The following is a 21,134-nucleotide window of genomic DNA, read 5'->3' as shown; positions in this document are numbered from 1 at the left end:
GTTGCATCCGGCGCCAAGGCCGCTTATGACCCCCTCCGGTGGGTGGAGATCAAGGCGGGCGCGGCACGGCTTCACGCATGCGCCCGACGCCGATGGAGTAACGCTCAGGGCATGACCGCTCAAGGCAGCATCACGCAGGACGTCACCGCCCTGAATCTCCGCGCGGAGGGCAGCGCGACGCGCGCCGTGTCCCCCCGCGATCCGCTCGCGCCAGAAATCGCGGCGGAGATGGCGCCAGACACCGGCCGGGCGCTTGGGGTCGATGGGACGCATGGCTTTGACGGGGTGCCGCTCGATTCGGCTACTCTCGCCTCTGTCCGCACCAGCGCGCTGCGCACGCTCTCGGTGGAAGCGAGGGCGCTCGCCGCGCTGACCGCCAGCGTCGAGGGCGCGCTCGGCGACGCCATTGCCCGCGCCGCGCAGATCGTGGAAGCCGCGCGCGGCCGCATCATCGTTACCGGCATGGGCAAGAGCGGGCATATCGGCCGCAAGCTGGCGGCCACCTTCGCCTCCACCGGCACGCCGGCGCTGTTCCTGCACGCCGCCGAGGCGAGCCATGGCGATCTCGGCATGGTGACGCCCGATGACGTGCTGCTCGCCATGTCCTGGTCCGGCGAAACCGCCGAACTCTCGGACATCGTGCATTATGCCGGCCGCTTCGCGGTGCCCCTCCTCGCCATGACCTCGCGGGCGGAAAGCTCGCTCGGGCGCGCGGCGACCGTGGTGCTGGCGCTGCCGCGGGTCGAGGAGGCCTGCCCGAACGGGCTCGCCCCCACCAGTTCCACGCTCATCCAGCTCGCGCTGGGCGACGCGCTCGCCGTCGCGCTGCTGGAACGGCGCGGCTTTTCCGCCTCCGATTTCCGCGTCTTCCACCCCGGCGGCAAGCTGGGCGCGCGGCTGCTCAAGGTCGCCGACCTGATGCATCGCGACGAGGCGCTGCCGCTGGTCCGGCTCGGCACGCCGATGGCGGAGGCGTTGATCGAGATTACCGGCAAGCGCTTCGGCTGCTGCGGGGTGGTGGATGCGACCGGGCATCTTGTCGGCATCGTCACCGATGGCGACCTGCGCCGCCACATGAGCGCCGCGCTGCTGGCCCAGCCGGTGGAAGAGGTGATGACCCGCTCGCCTCTCGTGGTCGAGCCGGCCGAACTCGCCAGCGCCGCTCTGGGCCTGATGAACCGGCGGCCGGTCACGGTGGTGTTCGCGGTCGCCGAACGGACGCCGGTCGGCATCCTCCATATCCACGATATCCTGCGCGCCGGCGTCATCTGACCGCCAGCGCCCTTTTCTTAGCGCCTCGAGGGCCTTCCCATGAGCGGCACCCCCGCCAATTCCACCGTCGCCATCGGCGATGTCCGTTTCGGCAACAACCTGCCGCTGGCCCTCATTGCCGGCCCCTGCCAGATGGAAAGCCGGGAACACGCGCTGGAATGCGCCGCCGCGATCCATGAAATCGCCCGGCGGCGTCATGTCGGCGTGGTGTTCAAGACCTCGTTCGACAAGGCCAACCGCACCTCGATCAACGGCGTGCGCGGCATGGGGCTGAAGGCGGCGCTGCCGGTCTTCGCCGAGATCCGCGAGCGCTTCGGCATGCCCGTTCTGACCGACGTGCACGAGAACGACCAGTGCGCTCCGGTGGCGGAAGTGGTGGATGTGCTGCAGATCCCCGCCTTCCTCTGCCGGCAGACCGACCTGCTGCTCGCCGCGGCGGCCACCGGGCGGGTCGTCAATGTGAAGAAGGGCCAGTTCCTCGCGCCCTGGGACATGAAGAATGTCGTCGCCAAGCTGCTTGAGGCCGGCAATGCCAACGTGCTCGTCACCGAGCGGGGCGTTTCCTTCGGCTACAACACGCTGGTGACGGACATGCGCGCGCTGCCGATCCTGGCGGCGACGACCGGCGCGCCGGTGATCTTCGACGCCACCCATTCCGTGCAGCAGCCGGGCGGCCAGGGCACCTCCTCGGGCGGGCAGCGTGAATTCGTGCCGGTACTGGCCCGCGCCGCCGTGGCGGTGGGCGTGGCCGGCGTCTTCATCGAAACCCATCCCGATCCCGACAAGGCCCCCTCTGACGGGCCGAACATGGTGCCGCTCAACCAGTTCGAGGCGCTCGTCGCCCATCTCCAGGCCTTTGACCGCGTCGCCAAAGGCGACGGGAACTGAGGGCGACGGGAACTGAGGGCGAGAACAACCGGGCGCCGATCATGGCTGGGAAGAGTGAGGGAACGGGCGTGGCGATTTTCCACGACAGGGCGGCATTTACCCGCGCGCTCGAATGGATGTCGTGGCTGGGCGCCCTCGCCTGCCTCATCGCCCTTCCGCTGCTCGCGCTACTGCCGGCCGGGACGATCGAGCGCACCGGCGCGGGCAAGAATATCGAGCATTTCATCGCTTATTGCGGCACCGGCGCCCTGCTCTGCTTCGGCCTGGCCACGCCGCGCCGGCGGCTGATCGGGGTGCTGGGGCTCATCGCGCTTGCCGGGACGCTGGAATACGCGCAGGGCTTCACCGCCACCCGCTCATCCGAACTCGCGCAGTTCATCGCCAGTTCGATCGGCGCGGCCACCGGCTTCGCCGTGGCAAGCGTGGCCCGCGCGCTGCTGCGCGCCAGCTGATTTTCGCGCCTTCGCGCCTTCGCGCCTCAGCCCGCGCGCGCGGGCGCCGCGTCAAAGGCCGCACGCAGCTGCCGTGCCCCGCGCCACAGGTGCCACAGCCGGGTGAGCGGCCCGGCCGCCGGCACGCTCACGAAAGGATCGTGCGCCCGTTCCATGCGCGCGAGATCGCCGGGCACCAGCACGAGCGGCAGGAAGGCCGGCAGCAGCGCGGGATCGCGCCCGGCGAGGTGAGCCAGCGCCAACTCGTAGTGCTTGCGCGCCAGCACCCGCATGTCGCCGAGCACCGCCCGCAGCGCCGGGCTGGCCTTGCCGGACACCGCATCCTCGCGCTTGAGCCCGTGGCTGGCGAGGATGTCGAGCGGCACGTAGCACTGGCCGCGCCGCGCATGGATGGGAAAGGCGCGCAGCAGCCCGGCCACCGCATAGGCCACGCCGGCATGGCCGGCGGCATCGGCCGAATTCCGGTCGGCCCCCCCGGTCAGCACGAGGCCGGCGAGCCGGATAAGCGCGGAGGAGGTTTCCCCGGCATAGCCCTCGAGGTCGTTCATCGTCGGCATCGGGTCGTCATAGAGATCGAAGATGCGGGCATCGAGCAGCGAGAAGAACGTCTCGCGCGGCAGGCGGTGGGCCTCGATGGCGTCGAGCAGCGCCGCCGCCACCGGATTGGCCCGCACATCGCCGCGCGCGCCGCCGATCAGCGCCTCGCTCCACCATTGCAGCCGCACCTCGCCCGCCATCGGGTTGGTGATGGCCTCGCGCACCCGCGCCACCTCGACATTGAAGGCGTGCAGGGCGAACAGCGCCCCGCGCCTGTCGGCCGGCGCGAACAGATCGGCGATGTAGCGATCCCGGTCGAGCGCGCGCACCAGTTGCGCGCAATAGGCGGCGTCAGCCCCGCCCGTCTCCGCCCCGCTCATCGACCCGCCTCCGTCCGGCGTCACGGCAGCGCCAGCAGCGCGCACGCGACCGCCCGGCCCTCCCCGAGCAGCACATTATAGGTGGAGGCGGCGGCACGGGTCGGCATCGCATCGACGGAAATGCCGACATCGCGCAGCCGCCAGCGCAGCGCGTCGGGAATGGCCCAGGGATCCGCGCCGGTACCGATGATCAGCAATTCGATGCGATCGGCCTGGTCGATCACCCGTTGCAGCGCGGCGGCATCGATGTCTTCGGCGACGACCGGTGCCCACGCATGCACGCCGGAGGGCAGCGCCAGCACCGAACCTTCCGACGCCATGCCGGCGAAATGGAACAGCCCGCGCCCATAGCCGTCGATCGGCACCTGGTAGGGTAGATGGGCGGCGGATGTCGCCATGTCGGGCTCCCGCTGGGCGACCCGCTCAGGGCGTGACGCGTTCAGCCTTCGACTTCGCGGCCTTGGCTTCCTTCTCCTGCTTCTCGGCGATCGCACGGGTCGAAACGCCGAGATAGATGAGCAGGGGCGAGGCGATGAAGATGGAGGTGTAGGTACCCACCAGCACCACGCCGAACATCATCGTCACCGAGAAGGAATGAATCGCCCGGCCGCCGAACAGCACCAGCGCGAGCAGCGCCAGCGTGACGGTAACGTGGGTGATGACTGAACGCGACAGGGTCGAGTTGATCGACTGGTTCAGCAATTCGTCCGTCGGCATCTTCTTGTAGCGCCGCAGCATCTCGCGGATGCGATCATAGATGACGATGGTGTCGTTGAGCGAATAGCCCAGAATCGTCAGCAGCGCGGCGACGCTGGTCAGATCGAAATCGATCCGGAAGATCGCCATGAAGCCGATGGTGAGCACGATATCGTGGAAATTCGCGATCGAGGCACCGAGCGCGAACTGCCATTCGAAGCGGAACCACAGGTAGATCAGGATGCAGAGCACCGCCAGCATCAGGCCGACAATGCCGTAGCTGAGCAGTTCCTGCGACACGCGCGGGCCGACAACCTCGATGCGGCGATACTCGACGCCCTCGCCGAGCGCGGCACGCACCCGGCCGACCACGGCCTGCTGGGCCTGCTCGCCGCCGGGCTGCTGGGCGATGCGGATCAGCACCTCGCCGTCATTGCCGATCGCCTGGATCTGCACCTCGCCGAGGTCGAGCGCCTCCAGCTTGGAGCGCACGTCGCCCATGTTCAGCGAACTGGCGGGGTAGCGCACCTCGAGCAGCGTGCCGCCCTTGAAGTCGATGCCGAAATTGAGCCCCAGCGTGAGGAAGGCCACCAGCGCCACGATCGACAGGAGCGCCGAGATCGGGAAGCTGATGCGCCGGAAGCGCATGAAGTCGAAAGTGGTGTCGTCCGGGACGATGCGGAGCAGACGCATGGGTTTTCGACTTTCTCAGATCGGCACGTGCTGGGGACGCCGCCAGCGCACCCAAACCGCCACCATCAGGCGGGTCAACGTGAAGGCGGTGAACACGGTGGTGATGATGCCGATGCCGAAGGTGATGGCAAAGCCGCGCACCGGGCCCGACCCGATATAGAACAGCACCGCCGCCGCGATGAAGGTGGTGATGTTCGAATCAAGGATGGTCGCCAGCGCGCGCGAGAAGCCCGCATCGATCGCGGAGATCGCCGAACGGCCCGCCCTCGCCTCCTCGCGGATGCGCTCATAGATCAGCACGTTGGAATCCACCGCGATGCCGACGGTGAGCACCACGCCGGCAATGCCGGGCAGCGTGAGCGTTGCGCCGAGCATGGCCAGCACGCCGAAGATCATGCCCACATTGATCGCCACGGCCACGACGGCGACGACGCCGAACAGTCCGTAGGTCGCGATCATGAACAGCGCGACCGCGGCCGCGCCCACCAGCGAGGCGATGAGGCCGGCGCGGATCGAATCGGCACCGAGGCCGGGGCCAACCGTGCGCTCCTCCACCACCTGCAGCGGAACGGGCAAAGCGCCCGCGCGCAGCAGGATGGCAAGATCATTCGCCTGCTGGACGGTGAAGCTGCCGCTGATCTGGCCCGAGCCGCCGAGAATGGGCTCGCGAATGACCGGGGCGGAGATCACCTTGTTGTCGAGCACGATGGCGAAGGGCTTGCCGACATTGGCCTGCGTCGCCTCGGCGAAGCGGCGGGCGCCGTTGGTGTTGAAGCGGAACGTCACCACCGGCTCGCGGGTCTGCTGGTCGAAGCTCGGCTGCGCGTCGGTCAGGTCCTCGCCCGCGACCAGCACGCGCTGCTCGACGAGATAGGGGACCGGCGGGTTGTCCTGCGAATTGAGCACCTCGGTGCCGACCGGCGGCCGGCCCTGCAGCGCCTGCTGCGCGCTCATCGACGTGTCGACGAGCCGGAACGTGAGCTTGGCGGTCTGGCCCAGAAGGGCCTTCAGGCGCGAGGGATCCTGCAGGCCCGGCACCTGCACCTGGATGCGGTCGGAACCCTGGCGCTGGATCGAGGGCTCGGTGGTGCCGAGCTGATCGATGCGCTTGCGTATGATCTCGATGGACTGCGCCACCGCCTGGATGGTGCGCGCCTGAATGCCGGCATCGGTGGGCGCGAGGGTGATCGCGTCGCCGCTGAGCGACACGGTGCTGTCCATCTGCCCGCTGGTCGACATCGGGCCGCCGATCGGTGCCACCAGCGTGCGCAGCTGGGTCAGCGCCGCATCGCCATCCTGGGGATCGCGCAGGCGAACCTGCACGGCATCGCCCTGGATGTTCAGCCCGCTATAGCCGATCTTGGCATCGCGCAGGACGCGCCGCGCATCATCGCGCAGTTGCTCAAGGCGAGCCTTGCGCAGGTCCGCGGCTTCCACCTGCAGCACGATGTAGGAACCACCCTGCAGATCGAGGCCCAGCACGATCTTGCGCTGGAGGACGTGCGGCAGGCTGTCATAGGCGCTCGTCGACAACAGGCTCGGAACGATCATCAGGCAGATGATCGCCGAAACCGCGAGGATGGCGAGAGCCTTCCATTTCGAGAAATAAAGCATGTCGTTCCTTCCGGCCGCGCCCCGCGCCGCCGCAAGAGGTCAGCGTCAGGCGGCGCCGTCTTCCTTGGCCGGCTCGCCCTTGGCACGCACTTCCGAAATCATGCTGCGCAGCTGGCGCACCTTCACGCCGTCGCCGACCTGAAGCTCGATCTCGGTTTCGTCGACGACGCGGGCCACCTTGCCCACGAGGCCGCCGGAGGTGACGATGGTGTCGCCGCGGCGAACGTTCTTCACCATTTCCTGATGCGCCTTCACCTTCCGCTGCTGCGGACGCAGGATCAAGAAATACATGATCACGAAGATCAGAACGAAGGGCAGGAGCGACATCAGCATGTCGGTACCGGCGGGACCGCCGGTCTGCGCATAAGCGGGCGTGATGAACATGTCGGTTCCCTAGGTCCGTCGAAATCAGGCGGGCGAAAGGCCCGGCGAAGCGGCGCGGACTATACTGACGCGCCGGCCGAATGCAAACGGCGTCGGCAAGGCCGCAGCGTCATGTCTGCGACAGGCGTAACGGACGTTACGGTTGTGCTTGTGCCGCGCGCCGCGGATGGCTATTCCGGCAGCGCCAAGGAGCACGCTCATGACCCCCACCCCGGACGATCTCGCGCATACCCTTTCGCGCATTGCCGACGCGCTGGAGCGCATCGCCCCCGCCCGCACGGCCCGTGCCGATTTCGCGGCCGCCGACGCTTTCGTGTGGATGGCCGCCGAGAAGCGCCTGGAGCCGGTGCCGCGCGTCAACCGTGTCGACATGGCGCTGCTGAGGGGAATCGACCGCACGCGCGATTCGCTGGTGGACAACACGCTGCGCTTCGCGCGCGGCCTGCCGGCCAACAACGCCCTGCTGTGGGGCGCGCGCGGCATGGGCAAGAGTTCGCTGGTGAAGGCCAGCCACGCCGAGGTGAATGGCGAGGTGGTCGCGCAGGGAACGCCGCCGCTCAAGCTGGTGGAGATCCACCGCGAGGATATCGAAACGCTGCCCGTGCTGATGGGGCTGATGCGCCCGGCGCCGTTCCGCTTCATCGTGTTCTGCGACGACCTGTCCTTCGACGGCGACGATACGTCCTACAAATCGCTCAAGGCGGTGCTGGAAGGCGGCATCGAGGGGCGCCCGGAAAACGTGATCTTCTACGCCACCTCCAACCGCCGGCACCTGCTGCCGCGCGACATGATGGAGAATGAACGCTCCACCGCGATCAATCCCGGCGAGGCGGTGGAGGAGAAAGTCTCGCTGTCCGACCGGTTCGGCCTGTGGCTCGGCTTCCACAAATGCAGCCAGGACGACTATCTCGCGATGGTCGAGGGCTATGTCGCCCATTTCAACGTTCCGCTGGATGCGGCGACGCTCCGGCGCGAGGCGCTGGAATGGGCGACCACACGGGGCGCGCGCTCGGGCCGCACGGCGTGGCAATATGTGCAGGATGTCGCGGGGCGGCTGGGCGTCTCGCTCTCCGAGCCTCCTGCCGCCCCGCGCTGACCGGCGCCAAGGTCCTGACGTCGCGCCGGTATTCAAGGAAACGGGGGCACGCCCCCGCTCACGGCCCGGCTTGGGTGGGTCAGAGGCCGGCGAGATATTGCGAGGGATCCACAGGCTCGGATCCCTTGCGGATCTCGAAGTGAACCTGCGGCGAGTTGACATTGCCGGTCTGCCCGGCCTTGGCGATCACCTGGCCACGCTTCACCGGATCGCCCTTCTTCACGTCCAGCTCGCTATTGTGGGCATAGGCGGTGACATAGCCGTCGGCATGCTTGATCAGCACGAGATTGCCATAGCCCTTCAGCTCGCTGCCGGCATAGGCGACGACGCCATCCTCGGCAGCTTTGACCGACGTGCCTTCCGGCACCGAGACGTTGATGCCCTCGTTCTTCTGGCCGCCGGGCTTGGGACCGAAACCGGAGATCACGCGGCCACGCACCGGCCAGCGGAACTGGGTGCCGCCCGCCGCGCGCGCATCGTCCGGCGTCTCGGCCGGCTTGACGGCGGCAATGGTCTGCGGCTTTTCCACCGCCGGCTGCACCGGGGCCGGCGCGGGAGCGGCCGCGACCACGGCCGGCTTCTGGGGAGCCGGCGCGGCGGCGACATGGGGAGTGGGCGCGGCCAGCGGCGCGGGCTTGGCACCCGTGGCCGGCGCGGCGCTGGCGACCTCGTGGGTCAAAGGCTTGGGCGCGGCGGCGACCGGATTGCCGGCCGCTCCGGCGCCGGGAATCACCAGCTTGCGGCCGATCTGCACCTGCGCGTTGAAATCGACGCCGTTGGCGGCAGCGAGCGCCGAGCGCGAGATGCCGTAATTGCGGGAGATCGAGCTGAGCGTCTCGCCCGGCTGCACCACATGGGCACCGGTAGTGGCGGCAGCCACCTGCGGCGCGCGAACGGGGGCGGCAGCCGGCGCCGCCAGCTGCTGGGGCTGCGTGCCATAGAGCGGCTGCGGCTGCGCCACGGCCGGTGCCGGGTATTGCGGGGCCTGATACTGCGCGTTCGGGTATTGCGGCGCGGGCGCGGCGGCGTTGGGATAGCCCGGGGCGGGATAGGCGGGATTGGGATAGGCGGGATTCGGATAGGCCTGCCCGGGGTATTGCGGCGCCGCATTGGCCGGGGTCGCGCTGGCAAGCTGCTGCTGGCTGTAGGGAGCGGGCGCGGCGCCATAGGGAGCCGGCGCGCCATAGGCCGGGGCGGGATAGCCGGACGCGACCGCCGGCCCGCCGGGGGCGTTCATCGGCGCGCTCTGCACGGCACCTGTCGGCGCGGCGGCCACCGAGCCGGTATAGGCCGGGCCGCCCTGCCCCGCTTGGCCACCGGCGCTGCTGAACCGCGCGCTATCGGAACTGCAGGCAGCCGCCGTTCCGCCGATAAGCGCGACAACGGAAAGCCGCATGAGTGGCTTGCAACCGGACGCCGACAGAATGTTACGCATCGCACCACACCCGAACTCTGAAACCGCCCGGATTAAAGGGTCGTATAGGTAAACGTCGGCTTAAGCCGCACCGATTCCCGCCAACTCCGCGGCGGATTGACGGCAGTGTGTTCAAAGAACCGCCGCGATTCCCGGCAGCATCGGCACGAAGCGCACACGGGCCAGGTCGCGCCGCTCCAGCCCCTCCCGGCCGCGGGTGAAGCGCACCAGCGTCTGGGTTTCGCCGGGCGGGCCGATCGGGGCGACGAGCACGCCGTCGGGCTCCAGCTGGTCGAACAGCGCGGCCGGCACCTCGCTTACCGCCGCGCTCAGCACGATACGGTCGAAGGGCGCGCGCAGCGGATAGCCCTTGAGCCCGTCCGCCACCGCCACCTCGACATTCGCCAGCCCGAGATCGCGCAATCGCGCCGCCGCCGCGCCGGCCAGCGAGCGGAAGCGCTCCACGCTCACCACGCGGCGGGCGATATGGGCGAGAATGGCGGCGTGGTAGCCCGAGCCGGTACCGACCTCCAGCACGCTATGAGCCGGCAGCAGGTCCAGCGCGTCGGTCATCAGCGCCACGACGGTGGGCTGGCTGATGGTCTGGCCGCAATCGATCGGCAGCGCCTGGTCGATCCAGGCGATGCGGTGCATCACCGGCTCGATGAATCGGTCGCGCGGCACCTGCTCGAAAGCGTTCATCACCAGCCGGTCGCGAATGCCGCGCTGGCGCAGCGAGAGCAGCAGCCGCGCCCGCTCCACCGCATCGTCGGTCTCGGCAGCTTCCACCAGCGGGTCCCCAGCCAACGCCCCTCCCCGCCTATCGGATCAGCGCGCGAAGACCTGTGCAAGCCGGGTCATCATCGGCTCGTCGGTCATGTCGAGGCGCAGCGGCGTCACCGAGATGAAGCCCTGATCGAGCGCGTGCAGGTCCGAGCCGTTCACCGTCTCGAAGATGCGCTTCTCGAAGGCGATCCAGTAATAGGGATTGCCGCGCCCGTCGGCGCGCTGGTCGATGCGCAAGAGATTCTGGTCGCGCCTTCCCTGCGCGGTCACGGCGATGCCCTTCACCTCGTCCACCGGGCGGTTGGGGAAATTCACGTTGACCACGATGCCGGCCGGGATGCCCTCGTCCAGCAGCGTGCGCACCACCTGCGCGCCCCAGTGCTCGGCGACCGTGTAGGGCGGGGCCTGCTTGGTCTCGAAGCCATAGGCCTGCGACAGCGCGACCGAGGGGATGCCGAGCACCGTGCCTTCCATGGCGCCGGCGACGGTGCCGGAATAGCCGACATCCTCCGCCACGTTCTGCCCGCGATTGACGCCGGACAGCACGAGATCGGGCTTGTGATCCCTCAGGATGTGGCGCACCGCCATGATCACGCAATCGGTCGGCGTGCCCTGCACGGCGAAGCGCTTCTCCTCCACCTGCCGCAGCCGCAGCGGATCGGACAGCGAGAGCGAGTGCGAGACGCCGGACTGGTCGGTCTCCGGCGCCACCACCCACACATCCTCCGACAGCGCCCGCGCGATGCGCACGCAGGCCTCAAGGCCGGGGGCGTGGATGCCGTCATCGTTTGTGACCAGAATGCGCATGTCCACTTGATCCTACCCTGAAACGCCGTCATCCCGGTCGAAGCGCAGCGGAGAGCCGGGATCGCCCTCCACCGGCAGGCGATCCCGGATCGGCCTTCGGCCGTCCGGGATGACGCCTCACCCGCCGATCCGGGTGACGCCGCCCATATAGGGCAGCAGCACATCCGGCACCGTGACGGAACCGTCCTCGTTCTGGTAATTTTCGAGGATCGCCACCATGGCGCGGCCGACCGCGACGCCCGAGCCGTTCAGCGTGTGCAGGAAGCGCGTGGACTTGGCGCCGGCCGGCCGGTAGCGCGCATTCATCCGCCGCGCCTGGAAATCGGTGCAGGTGGAGACCGAGGAAATCTCGCGATAGGCATTCTGCCCCGGCAGCCACACCTCGATATCGAAGGTACGGGCCGAGGCGAAGCCCATGTCGCCGGTGCACAAAGTCACCACGCGGTGGTGCAGATCGAGCTTCTTCAGCACGGCCTGCGCACAGGCCAGCATGCGCTCCTGCTCCTCCAGCGATTTCTCCGGCGTGGTGATGGAGACCATCTCCACCTTGTTGAACTGGTGCTGGCGGATCATCCCGCGCGTATCGCGCCCCGCCGACCCGGCCTCAGCACGGAAGCAGGGCGTGAGCGCGGTGAAGCGCAGCGGGAGTTCTTCCTCGGAGAGGATGGACTGGGCAACGAGATTGGTCAGGGGGACTTCGGCGGTGGGGATGAGCCAGAGGTTCGCCGGCACTCCCTTTTCAAATGCGATATACTCCCTCGCATATGCCTCCCTCAATCTACGTACTTCGCTGGAAGGAGGCGGCGGATCATCCGCGCTCGTCGACTTGTATTTACGTGCACGATCCCATGCATTGAAAGCGGCCAGAAGCCTTCCATCCTTACTCTTTTCAGCATGCTCTCGATCTGCATTTGGATTGTCTAAATCTTCAAACCATAGCAGTGCCTCAGAAAAGTCGGAGATGCTTTTGTCTACCGTTTCGACTGAGAACTGATCCTCCCGGAATTTCGGCAACTGCGCCGTGCCGAACATCGCCGCATCGTTCACCAAGATCGGCGGCGCGACCTCGGTGTACCCGTGCTCTTCGGTGTGCGTGTTGATAAAGAACTGGCCGATGGCGCGTTCCAGCCGGGCAAGCTTGTTCTTCAGCACCACGAAGCGCGCGCCGGAGAGTTTGGCGGCGGCCTCGAAATCCATCTGGCCGAGCGCCTCGCCGATTTCGAAATGCTGCTTCGGCGTGAAGGCGAAGTTGCGCAGCGCCGGCATGGGCAGCGCGCTGCCGGGCGCTTCCGCATGCGCGGGGGCGTCGAACGGCACGTTGTCGTGCTCGTCCCGGCCCTCGGGCACGATGTCGAGCGGCACATTCGGGATGGCGGCGAGCGTGTCGTTCAGCTCGGTCTCCGCCGCCTTCACGTCCGCTTCCAGCGCGGGAATGTCGGTCTTGAGCGCGGCCACTTCGGCCATCAGCGCCTCGGCGCGATCATTGTCGCCCGCCTTCTTCGCGGCGCCGATCTCCTTGGAGGCGGCATTGCGGCGCGCCTGCAGTTCCTCCAGCTTGGCGATGCCGGATCGGCGGCGTTCGTCCAGCGACAACAGGCTGTCCACCAGCGCCCGCGCTTCGGCGGCGTCGGTGCCGCGCCGGGTAAGCGCGCGGATGAGGCCCTCGGGCTCCTCGCGGATCCATTTGATGTCATGCATGGACGTCTCGCTTTCGCGTCTGATCGGTCTGCGGCCGTGACGGGAACTATCCCGGGATGGGGACTACCCAATGACGGCGCCCGCGACAAGTGCGGCGCGCGCCGCCGGGCGCCCGCGCCGCTGCGCTGATGGGCGTGCGCGTCAGGTGGCGGCGTTTTCCGCCGCCGCCTCGGCCGCCGCGCGCTTCTTCTCGATCATGCGCACCAGCACGACCGAAATCTCGTAGAGCAGCAGCGTCGGGATCGCGAGGCCGAGCTGGCTCACCACATCGGGGGGCGTCAGCACGGCGGCTGCCACGAACACGCCGACAATGGCATAGCGGCGGAACTTCTTCAGCTGGTCGGAAGTGACGATGCCGATCTGCGCCAGCAGCGTCAGGATGACCGGCAGCTGGAAGCAGATGCCGAAGGCGAAAATCAGCGTCATGATCAGCGAGAGATATTCGCTGACCTGCGGCAGCATGGAGATTTCCGGCGAATCCGGCCCCGCCGCCTGCTGCATGGAGAGGAAATAGGTCATCGCCAGCGGCATGGCGACGAAATAGACGAAGGCCGCGCCGATGCCGAAACAGACCGGCGTCGCGATCAGATAGGGGCGGAAGGCGTTCTTCTCGTGGCTGTAAAGCCCCGGCGCGACGAACATGTAGATCTGCGTCGCCACCACGGGGAAGGAGATGAACGCCGCCCCGAACATGCCCAGCTTGATCTGTGTGAACAGGAATTCCTGCGGCGCGGTGTAGATGAGCTTCACATGCTCGGTGCCGCCGGCCGCGAACTCATACGGCCAGAGCAGGATGTTGTAGATGAACTTGCCCAGCATGAAGCAGGCGATGAACGCGACGAAAAACGCGATCAGCGACTTGATCAGCCGCGTGCGCAGTTCGATCAGGTGCTCGATCAGCGGCGCCTTGCTGGCGTCGATCTCATCCTGGCTCATACCTGCGGCTCTTCATTTCCGGTCGTATCACGGCCGACGGGCGTTGCCTCGCCCGGTTCGGTCACACGCGACTCGGCCACACGCGACGGGGCCACACGCGGCTGGCCGACGCGGGCCTTGGCTGGTTTGACGGCATCACCCTGCGTGGCCGACGATGCCGGAGCACTCTCCGCAGCCGGCAATACCGGCTTGGCACGCGCGCGGGTCAGCGCCGGTTTGGCCGCGGGATCCACGGCCGGATCGGCAACCGGATCGGCGGTCGTCGTCGACGTCTTGCTCGCCACCCGGTTCGATCGGGCGACAGGCTTTGCCGCCTCGGTGGGCGCACCCGATGACGCATCAACCAATGACGCATCGCCGAGCGCGAAAGCGGTCTGCACCCCTTCCACCTCGACTGGCGCCACGACCTTGCGACGCGGCGCGCGCCTGGACTTCTCGTCCGCCGGTGCATCGGCGATAGCGGATGGCGGCGTCACGCTGGCAGGCTTGATTTCGGCAGGCTTGACGTCAACCGGCTTGCCGTCAGCCGGCTTCGCCTCGGCAACCGCCGGCGGGCTGACCGCGAGCGCGGGCACGGGCGGCGCGATGACGGGCGCCGGCGTGGTCGCCTCGGGCAGGTGAGCGGCAGCGGCGCGCACCTCGTCCTCGATCGATTCGAAGGCGTTCGGTTCCAGCTCGCTCGGCTCGGGGGGCAGCCCCTCCGCCGCGTCGGGAGCCAGATCCTTGCGCTCGACCGGCGATGTCGGCGCTTTCAGCGAATCCTCGATATCGTGGAGAGGATTGGTTGGAATGGCGTTGGCGATGCTCTTGTGCGCATCGGCCGCGAGATTGCCGAGATCGTTCTTGAGACCGGTGATGTTGTCCTTGAACTCGGACAGCTCCGCCTCGCGTAGCGCCTCGTTGAACTGACCCTGGAAATCGCCCGCCATGCGGCGCAGCTTGCTGACGCCCTGCCCAACCTTGCGCAGGACGGTCGGCAATTCCTTGGGTCCGATCACGACAAGCGCGACGACGCCGATCACCAGAAGCTCGGACCAGCCGATATCAAGCATGAATTACGCACGGGCCACGCACCGCGGCCCTCCCCGATCGCCGATCCGCTTGCCGCCAAGCCGCTTGCCGCCAAGCCACCTGTCACCAAGCCACCTGTCGCCAAGCCACGCGCGAAATCAACCGACCTTGGTACGCTCGGTCTCGCCGGTCGCCTGATGGTCAAGCGTGCGCACCGGCTCGGCCGGCTTGGCGGGCGGCGTCTCGTCATCCGCCATGCCCTTCTTGAACGCCTTGATGCCCTTGGCGGCGTCCCCCATCAACTCCGACAGCTTGCCGCGACCGAAGAGGAGGAGCACGACAACCAGCACAATGATCCAATGCCAGATGCTCAACGAACCCATTTTACAACTCCCTGTCCAAAGCGCAGTCGGCCCCTCGCGGCCGCGCTCTGCAATCAGGAGCGGACACTAAGGGCCGGTTGCGGCGAAGACAAGGACTTCCGCCGGATCTATGTGCACGCCTACGTCATGCCCGCGAAACAGCCCCGCCAGGGTGCGGCGCCGAGCCACGAGCGGGCGGTCCACCCCCTCCACCGCGACCTCGTAGAGATCGAGTTCCCCGAGGAACCGGTGCACCACCACGCGGCCGGGCGTGCCCGAGCCGGGCGCCTTGAGATCCACGCCCTGCGGGCGGATCGCCGCCACCGCCCGGGCGCCCTCGGCAAGACCCGGCGCCTGGAAGCTGCCGAGCGGCGTGTGAACCCGCCCGCGCTCGACCTTTCCCTCCACCTCATTGATTTCGCTGAAAAAACGCGCGACCTGAAGATCAACCGGCCGCCGGTACAATTCCTCCGGCGTGCCGACCTGAACGAAGCGACCCTGCCGCATCAGCGCGATGCGGTCGCCCAGCCGCATGGCCTCCTCGGGATCGTGGGTAACGATGATGCAGGTGGCGCCCGCCTCGCGCAGCACGTTCAGCGTCTCGGTGCGCACACTGCTGCGGAGCCGGCTGTCGAGCCCCGAGAACGGCTCGTCCATCAGGAGAATGCCGGGGCGCGGCACGAGCGCGCGGGCCAGTGCCACGCGCTGCTGCTCGCCACCGGACAGGGCATGGGGATAGCTGCCCGCGTGGTTTTCCAGCCGCACGCGCTGCAGCGCCCGCAGCGCCTCCCCCTGCGCCTCCTCGGGCTTCAGCGCCCGCAGGCCGAAGGCGACGTTCTGCAGGTTGGTGAGATGCGGGAACAGCGCATAATCCTGAAAGACCAAGCCGATATTGCGCCTCTCCGGCGGCACGTAGGTGCCCGGCCCGGCCAGCACCGTGCGGTCGAGCAGGATCCGCCCGCCGGTCGGGCGCTCGATGCCCGCGATCAGCCGCAGCAGCGTGGTCTTGCCGCAGCCGGACTGGCCGAGCAGGCAGACAATCTCGCCGGGATGCACGACGAGCGAGATTCCGCGCACCGACGGCCGCTCCCCATAGGCATGGGTGACATCGTCCAGCGTCAGCCGGTTGGCGAGCGAGACCGGGGTGCGTGCCAGCGCCTGCTGCATGGGGGAATCCTTGGGCCTTGCGTTTCGTGCCATGGGTCCGGCGGCGGCCTGTGCGGCCCGATCAGCCCGGCTCGTCCCCGCCTTCCTCGCCTTCCGGCTCGGAATCGGGCTCGGGAGCGAGGGACAGGTCGAAATCGGGTTCGAGCGGGTCCTCGTCGTCCTGCAGCGCGGCATCGTCATTGGGCAGCGGCACGGTTAAGCCCGCGGAGACGCGCGCGTCAATCAGGCCGGTACCGCGCAGCTCGTCAAGGCCGGGCAGGTCGCGGATGCTATCGAGGCCGAAATGCACCAGGAAGGTCTCGGTGGTGCCATAGGTCACCGGTCGCCCCGGGCTGCGCCGGCGCCCGCGCAGCCGCACCCATCCGGCCGCGAGCAGCACGTCGAGCGTGCCCTTGTTGGTGGAGACGCCGCGAATTTCCTCGATCTCCGCCCGCGTCGCCGGCTGGTGATAGGCGATGATGGCCAGCGTCTCCAGCGCCGCGCGCGAGAGGCGGCGCGGTTCCGGCTTGTCGCGGGCCAGCAGGAAGCCGAGGTCGGGCGCGGTGCGCAGCATCCATTTTCCGGCCACCCGCACCAGGTTGACGCCGCGCGGCGCGTAATCGGCGGCGAGTTCGGCCAGCAGCGCCCGCACATCCGCCCCCTCGGGCAGGCGCGCCATCAGCGTCGCCTCGTCCAGCGGCTCGCCGGCGGCGAACAGCATCGCCTCGACAAGGCGCAGCGCGGTGGGGCGATGCGGCGCCGGGGCCGGTTCGCGCGTGGGCTGCGGCTCCCGCGCCGCCTCGCCGCTCACGCCTCCTCCTCGCCCGGTTCCCTGCCGCCGCCGTCACCGGCGGGTCGTGGCGCGCCCTCCGCCGCCGGCCGGGTGCGGATCCAGATCGGTGCGAAAGCGCTTTCCTGCTGCACGTCGACAAGGCCCTCCCGCACCATTTCCAGCGTCGCGGAGAAGCCCGAGGCCAGTGCGGTGGCCCGCATCTTGGGGTCGGCGATCCAGTTGATCAGGAAGCCGTCCAGCCGCGCCCACTCCCCACCGAGTGCGAGGCGGCCGAGAAGGCGCTCCAGCCGCGCCCGGGCATCCGCCAGCGCGATGACGTTGCGCGGGGCAAAACGCACCTGCGAGAGCGCGGCGCGCTGGCGCTGGGCACCATAGGCGGCGAGCAGGTCATACAGCGTGGCCTCGAACACCGGCACGCCGGAGCGCGTCAGCGGCTCGGGCGCGCCGCGCGCGAATACGTCGTGTCCGATACGGTCACGCGTCGCCATATGCGCCGCCGCGGCACGGATCCGCTCCAGCCGGCGCAGCCGCTCGGTGAGATCGGCAGCGAGATCGGCGGCGCTCGGGCCCTCTTCCCGTGGCGGCTCGGGCAGCAGCAGGCGTGACTTGAGATAGGCCAACCACGCGGCCATCACCAGATAATCGGCGGCGAGTTCCAGCCGGATGCTCCGGGCCGCCTCGACATAGGTGAGGTACTGCTCGGCCAGATCCAGAATGGAGATGCGCGACAGGTCCACCTTCTGGGTGCGCGCCAGCGCCAGCAGCAGATCGAGTGGCCCCTCGAAACCGTCGACATCGATGACGAAGGCGGATTCCTCCGCCGGACGAAGCGGCTCCGGCTCGAACGCGAACTGGCTTTGGTCCATCTGAAATTGCGGCCACCGTTCAGGATGGCGCGATCATATCCGAAAAACGCGCGCGCGCCTGCGCCAGTTCGAGGCTCGCCACCGGGGCGAGGCACGCCAGCGCCGCCGCGCAGCGCCGCGCCGCGTCGCCGTCCAGCCGGGGGGAATGGGCGGCCACGTCGCGCATCTCCTCCAACCGCCCATTGCAATGGAGCGCGAGATCGCAGCCCGCCGCGAAGGCGGCCTGCGCGCGGCTCGCCAGCGAGCCGGCCAGCGCGCCCATGGAGAGGTCGTCGCTCATCAACGCGCCATCGAAACCGATATGGCCGCGAATGACCTCCTCGATCACCCGCGTCGAGGTGGTGGCGGGATGTTCGGGATCGATCGCGGCGTAGACGACATGCGCGGTCATGGCGAGGGGAAGGTCGGCCAGCAGCCGGAACGGCGCGAAATCGGTCGCCTCCAGCTCGGCGCGGGAGGTTTCCACCACCGGCAGGCTCTCATGGCTGTCCGCACGCGCGCGGCCATGGCCGGGAATGTGCTTCAGCACGGGCAGCACGCCGCCGGCGATCAGCCCTTCCGCCGCCGCCCGCGCCAGCGCGGCCACCTGCTCCGGCGTGTCACCATAGGCGCGGTCGCCGATGATGCCGTGGCCTTCCGGCAGGCGCAGGTCGGCGCAGGGCACGCAATCGACATTGATGCCGAGCGCCGCAAGGTCCTGCGCCATCAGCCGCGCCCCGAGCCGGGCCGCCTCGGCACCGCGCGCCGCGCCCTCTCTCTCGGCAAGATCGGCGAAGACCGACGCGGGCGGATAGACCGGCCAGTGCGGGGGGCCCAGCCGCTGCACGCGCCCGCCCTCCTGGTCGATCAGCACCGGCGCGTCCGGCCGGCCGACACGCGCGCGAAAGGCCCGCACCAGATCGGCGACCTGGGCCGGCGTCTCGATGTTGCGGCGAAACAGGATGAGGCCCCACGGGGCCGTGTCGAGAAGGAAGGCCTCCTCCTCGACACTGAGCCGGGTGCCGGCGCAACCGGTGATGAAGGCACGGGGCGGCACGGATGCGGACATGAACGAAGGCACCGCTCGATCAGTTGCGCTGGACGAGGCAGGAACCGCCCTGCGCCTTGAGCGCCTCGCACAGGCTCACCGCATCGGCGCGGTTGGCGAAGGAACCCACCTGCGCACGATAGGTGACGCCGCCCGAGGAGAGATCGGCGCGACGCACCGCCCCGGCCTGGCCGGCCAGCAGGCTGCCGAAGCGGGACTGGGCGCTGCGCAACGCCGCCTGGGCGTCGGCCTCCGACGGCACCGAAGCCACCTGCACGACGAAGGCGCCATTGCCCGTGGCGGCCGCAGCCACCGGAGCGGCAGCGGCGGTGGCGGTGGTGGCCGGCGGCATCTGCGACGGGCGAACCGGCGGCACCGGCACGTTCGGCACGATGGACGGCCGGGCCGACAAGGGGGTCGGATCCGTCGACACCGGCGCGCCCGAGCCGGCGGACAGGGCGATGGGCGTGGAGGCGGTCGGCGTGGAGGCGGTCGGCTGCGATGACGAGACCGGAGGAGCGCCGCCCGGGACCGGCGCAGGCGACGCATCCTCGACAATGGTGCCGTCGGCGCGCACGGTCAGGGTGCGCACACGCTTGGGCTCGGTGGCGGGATTGCTGCCGGACGCCTGAGCTGCCGGGGTCGGGATCACGCGCGGCTGGGCCGCCTGCGAGACATCGACCGGCTGCTCCTCGCTGGAGACAACCTGCTCCTTGCCCGTGGTGGCGTTGCCGCCGACCCGGTCATAGATCAGCTTCTCGCCGGTGGCGGAGGGCTCCTGCGCGGCCTTGTCCGGCACGACCTTGGTCGGGCCGCCCTCGGCATGGATCATCGGCGGCTCGCCGCCGCTTCCGGTCAAGGAGCCGTTCGAGCGCGACAGCAGCACATAGCCGGCCGCGACGCCGCCCAACAGGATGACGACGGCCGCGCCGACCAGAAGGAGGCGGCCGCGCCCGCGACGGGGAGCCTCCTCTTCCTCGACATCATAGCCCGCGCCGTCCGCCGGCTCGTCCTCATAGGTCTCTTCCGCGACGGCCGAGCTGCCATAGTCATAGGCTTCCTCGGCGGCGCTGAACCCACGGGAGGCCGGCGCCTCGGCGCGCGTGGTGGGCGCGGCGGCCGCAGCGCCCGGCACGCCCCGGCTCATCCAGGCCGGCGGCGGCGCGGTCTCGGCCACAGGCTCCGTTCGCGGACGCGGCTCGGGACGGGGCTCCGGATGGGGCTCCGGACGGGGCTCATCGTCGAAGTCGAAAGGCTCGGCCAGCGCGCGCGAGACGGCATCGGCGGCGCTGTCGGAGAAATTGGGCGGCACGAAACCGGCAACCGGCGCCGTGGGAGCGGGACGCGGCGCCACGGGCGCTGCGGGACGCGGATCCGGCGCGCGCAACTGCGGCGCGCGAGCCTCCTGCTGCGTGCGAGTCTCCTGCTGCGTGCGAGTCTCCTGCGGCGCGCGGAATTCCGGCGCGACGCGCGGCTCCGGCGGGGCACGAAACTCTTGCGGGGCACGAAACTCCTGCGGGGCACGCGGCTCATGACGGGGTTCCGTCGGCACCCGCGATTCGCGGGCGAGGCGCGGATCGGCAGCCCGGGCCTCCGGCGCGCGCGGCTCGCTGATCCGCGGCTCGGCGGCCCGAGGTTCGGTGATCCGAGGTTCCGTGATTCGAGGCTCGCTTGCCCGCGAATCGTGGGCAAGGCGGGGATCCTGGGACAGGCGGGGATCCTGGGACAGGCGGGGATCCTGGGACAGGCGGGGATCCAGCGGCGGGCGCGGCTCATACCCGCGCGGCTCCACCGGACGCTCGACGGGGCGCTCCGGGCGCACGTAATTGCGATTGAGATCGCGCGCGGCATCTTCGAGCGACTGGCGCTCGGGACGCGGCGGCGGCGCGGCGGGGCGACGCGGGGGCTCGGAATAAGCTTCAGCTGCCAGCGCCGAGAAGGAACTCGGCGGGGGCGGCGCTGCCGGGCGCCCGCCCGTCGGCGGCGCGACAGGCCGGGTCGGTGCCGGACGCGGCGGCATCGGCGCGCGCGGGGCCGCCGCTGCCGGCGCGGGCGCGCCGCTGGCCGGGGCCGCCGGACGCGTCGCCGGAAGCTGACGCAGCAGATCGGCGAACTCGTCCTCCTGACCCATCAGGCGCGCCAGTTCGGCAAGCGGATCCTCGGCCGGGTTCTCCTGCCGATTGCGCGTTGTGTCGTTGGCCATGTTCACCGAACCCGTTCGCTGCGTCTCTCTATACCGCCGCCGGAGACGGCATCACCGCGGCGGCACACCCGCC

The 21,134-nt window shown here is 69.3% G+C and carries 21 protein-coding genes; 4 read left to right on the top strand and 17 right to left on the bottom strand.

From position 1 onward, the window contains the following. Window positions 1-111 precede the first annotated feature (111 nt). The 3 genes from QOZ99_RS16005 to QOZ99_RS15995 are packed head-to-tail and all read left to right on the top strand — an operon-like array spanning window position 112 to window position 2,612. Window positions 112-1,272 (top strand): KpsF/GutQ family sugar-phosphate isomerase, encoded by a 1,161-nt coding sequence (locus tag QOZ99_RS16005; protein ID WP_306890998.1) that lies wholly within the window; start codon window positions 112-114, stop codon window positions 1,270-1,272. Between the two features lie 39 nt (window positions 1,273-1,311). After that, a complete protein-coding gene (gene kdsA, locus QOZ99_RS16000) occupies window positions 1,312-2,160 on the top strand; it encodes a 3-deoxy-8-phosphooctulonate synthase (RefSeq protein WP_306890997.1) in 849 nt (282 codons plus the stop codon). 41 nt (window positions 2,161-2,201) lie between these two features. Further along, the gene (locus QOZ99_RS15995; protein WP_306890996.1) at window positions 2,202-2,612 is read left to right on the top strand and encodes a VanZ family protein; all 411 of its coding nucleotides are present in this window, start codon (window positions 2,202-2,204) and stop codon (window positions 2,610-2,612) included. A 26-nt stretch (window positions 2,613-2,638) separates the two neighbouring features. On the opposite strand, the gene QOZ99_RS15990 is transcribed toward QOZ99_RS15995, so the two are convergent. Genes QOZ99_RS15990 through yajC form a run of 5 tightly spaced genes read right to left on the bottom strand, consistent with a single transcriptional unit; the run spans window position 2,639 to window position 6,916 of the window. Then, window positions 2,639-3,529, bottom strand: coding sequence for a phytoene/squalene synthase family protein (locus QOZ99_RS15990; RefSeq protein ID WP_306890995.1), 891 nt, complete (start codon window positions 3,527-3,529; stop codon window positions 2,639-2,641). Between the two features lie 20 nt (window positions 3,530-3,549). Then, entirely contained in the window at window positions 3,550-3,927 is a 378-nt protein-coding gene (locus QOZ99_RS15985; protein ID WP_306890994.1) for an Mth938-like domain-containing protein, read from the bottom strand. A 25-nt stretch (window positions 3,928-3,952) separates the two neighbouring features. Then, window positions 3,953-4,918, bottom strand: coding sequence for a protein translocase subunit SecF (gene secF / locus QOZ99_RS15980; protein ID WP_306890993.1), 966 nt, complete (start codon window positions 4,916-4,918; stop codon window positions 3,953-3,955). 15 nt (window positions 4,919-4,933) lie between these two features. Beyond that, window positions 4,934-6,532, bottom strand: a complete 1,599-nt coding sequence (secD, locus tag QOZ99_RS15975; RefSeq protein ID WP_306890992.1) for a protein translocase subunit SecD — start codon at window positions 6,530-6,532, stop codon at window positions 4,934-4,936. A 45-nt stretch (window positions 6,533-6,577) separates the two neighbouring features. Then, window positions 6,578-6,916, bottom strand: a complete 339-nt coding sequence (yajC, locus tag QOZ99_RS15970) for a preprotein translocase subunit YajC (RefSeq protein WP_306890991.1) — start codon at window positions 6,914-6,916, stop codon at window positions 6,578-6,580. Between the two features lie 199 nt (window positions 6,917-7,115). On the opposite strand from yajC, the gene QOZ99_RS15965 reads away from it, so the two are divergent. Then, on the top strand, window positions 7,116-8,012 hold the full coding sequence (locus QOZ99_RS15965; protein ID WP_306890990.1) for an ATP-binding protein: 897 nt from the start codon (window positions 7,116-7,118) through the stop codon (window positions 8,010-8,012). 79 nt (window positions 8,013-8,091) lie between these two features. On the opposite strand, the gene QOZ99_RS15960 is transcribed toward QOZ99_RS15965, so the two are convergent. The 12 genes from QOZ99_RS15960 to QOZ99_RS15905 form a co-directional block, all read right to left on the bottom strand. After that, a complete protein-coding gene (locus QOZ99_RS15960) occupies window positions 8,092-9,408 on the bottom strand; it encodes a peptidoglycan DD-metalloendopeptidase family protein (protein ID WP_306890989.1) in 1,317 nt (438 codons plus the stop codon). 150 nt (window positions 9,409-9,558) lie between these two features. Continuing rightward, on the bottom strand, window positions 9,559-10,233 hold the full coding sequence (locus tag QOZ99_RS15955) for a protein-L-isoaspartate(D-aspartate) O-methyltransferase (RefSeq protein ID WP_370876871.1): 675 nt from the start codon (window positions 10,231-10,233) through the stop codon (window positions 9,559-9,561). A 21-nt stretch (window positions 10,234-10,254) separates the two neighbouring features. Then, window positions 10,255-11,019 carry a 5'/3'-nucleotidase SurE gene (surE, locus tag QOZ99_RS15950; RefSeq protein ID WP_306890988.1) on the bottom strand — a complete coding sequence of 255 codons (765 nt, stop codon included), beginning with the start codon at window positions 11,017-11,019 and terminating at the stop codon, window positions 10,255-10,257. Between the two features lie 117 nt (window positions 11,020-11,136). Continuing rightward, window positions 11,137-12,717, bottom strand: a complete 1,581-nt coding sequence (gene serS / locus QOZ99_RS15945) for a serine--tRNA ligase (protein ID WP_306890987.1) — start codon at window positions 12,715-12,717, stop codon at window positions 11,137-11,139. A gap of 141 nt (window positions 12,718-12,858) precedes the next feature. Continuing rightward, the gene (gene tatC / locus QOZ99_RS15940; RefSeq protein WP_306890986.1) at window positions 12,859-13,653 is read right to left on the bottom strand and encodes a twin-arginine translocase subunit TatC; all 795 of its coding nucleotides are present in this window, start codon (window positions 13,651-13,653) and stop codon (window positions 12,859-12,861) included. Then, window positions 13,650-14,705 (bottom strand): Sec-independent protein translocase protein TatB, encoded by a 1,056-nt coding sequence (gene tatB, locus QOZ99_RS15935; RefSeq protein WP_306890985.1) that lies wholly within the window; start codon window positions 14,703-14,705, stop codon window positions 13,650-13,652. Before tatB ends, tatC begins: the two co-directional genes overlap by 4 nt. Before the next feature lie 117 nt (window positions 14,706-14,822). After that, the gene (locus tag QOZ99_RS15930; RefSeq protein ID WP_306890984.1) at window positions 14,823-15,047 is read right to left on the bottom strand and encodes a twin-arginine translocase TatA/TatE family subunit; all 225 of its coding nucleotides are present in this window, start codon (window positions 15,045-15,047) and stop codon (window positions 14,823-14,825) included. A 66-nt stretch (window positions 15,048-15,113) separates the two neighbouring features. Next, on the bottom strand, window positions 15,114-16,193 hold the full coding sequence (locus tag QOZ99_RS15925; protein WP_306890983.1) for an ABC transporter ATP-binding protein: 1,080 nt from the start codon (window positions 16,191-16,193) through the stop codon (window positions 15,114-15,116). A 61-nt stretch (window positions 16,194-16,254) separates the two neighbouring features. Continuing rightward, entirely contained in the window at window positions 16,255-16,983 is a 729-nt protein-coding gene (gene scpB, locus QOZ99_RS15920; protein ID WP_306890982.1) for an SMC-Scp complex subunit ScpB, read from the bottom strand. Next, window positions 16,980-17,831, bottom strand: coding sequence for a segregation and condensation protein A (locus QOZ99_RS15915; RefSeq protein ID WP_306890981.1), 852 nt, complete (start codon window positions 17,829-17,831; stop codon window positions 16,980-16,982). Before QOZ99_RS15915 ends, scpB begins: the two co-directional genes overlap by 4 nt. A gap of 19 nt (window positions 17,832-17,850) precedes the next feature. Next, the gene (gene nagZ, locus QOZ99_RS15910) at window positions 17,851-18,867 is read right to left on the bottom strand and encodes a beta-N-acetylhexosaminidase (protein ID WP_306891037.1); all 1,017 of its coding nucleotides are present in this window, start codon (window positions 18,865-18,867) and stop codon (window positions 17,851-17,853) included. A 31-nt stretch (window positions 18,868-18,898) separates the two neighbouring features. Then, window positions 18,899-21,061, bottom strand: coding sequence for an SPOR domain-containing protein (locus tag QOZ99_RS15905; RefSeq protein ID WP_306890980.1), 2,163 nt, complete (start codon window positions 21,059-21,061; stop codon window positions 18,899-18,901). Window positions 21,062-21,134: the final 73 nt, after the last annotated feature.

This window comes from Ancylobacter amanitiformis (assembly GCF_030814815.1).
Taxonomy (GTDB): domain Bacteria; phylum Pseudomonadota; class Alphaproteobacteria; order Rhizobiales; family Xanthobacteraceae; genus Ancylobacter; species Ancylobacter amanitiformis.
Note: the sequence above shows the minus strand (reverse complement) of the source record. Positions and strands in the feature narration are given on the sequence as shown.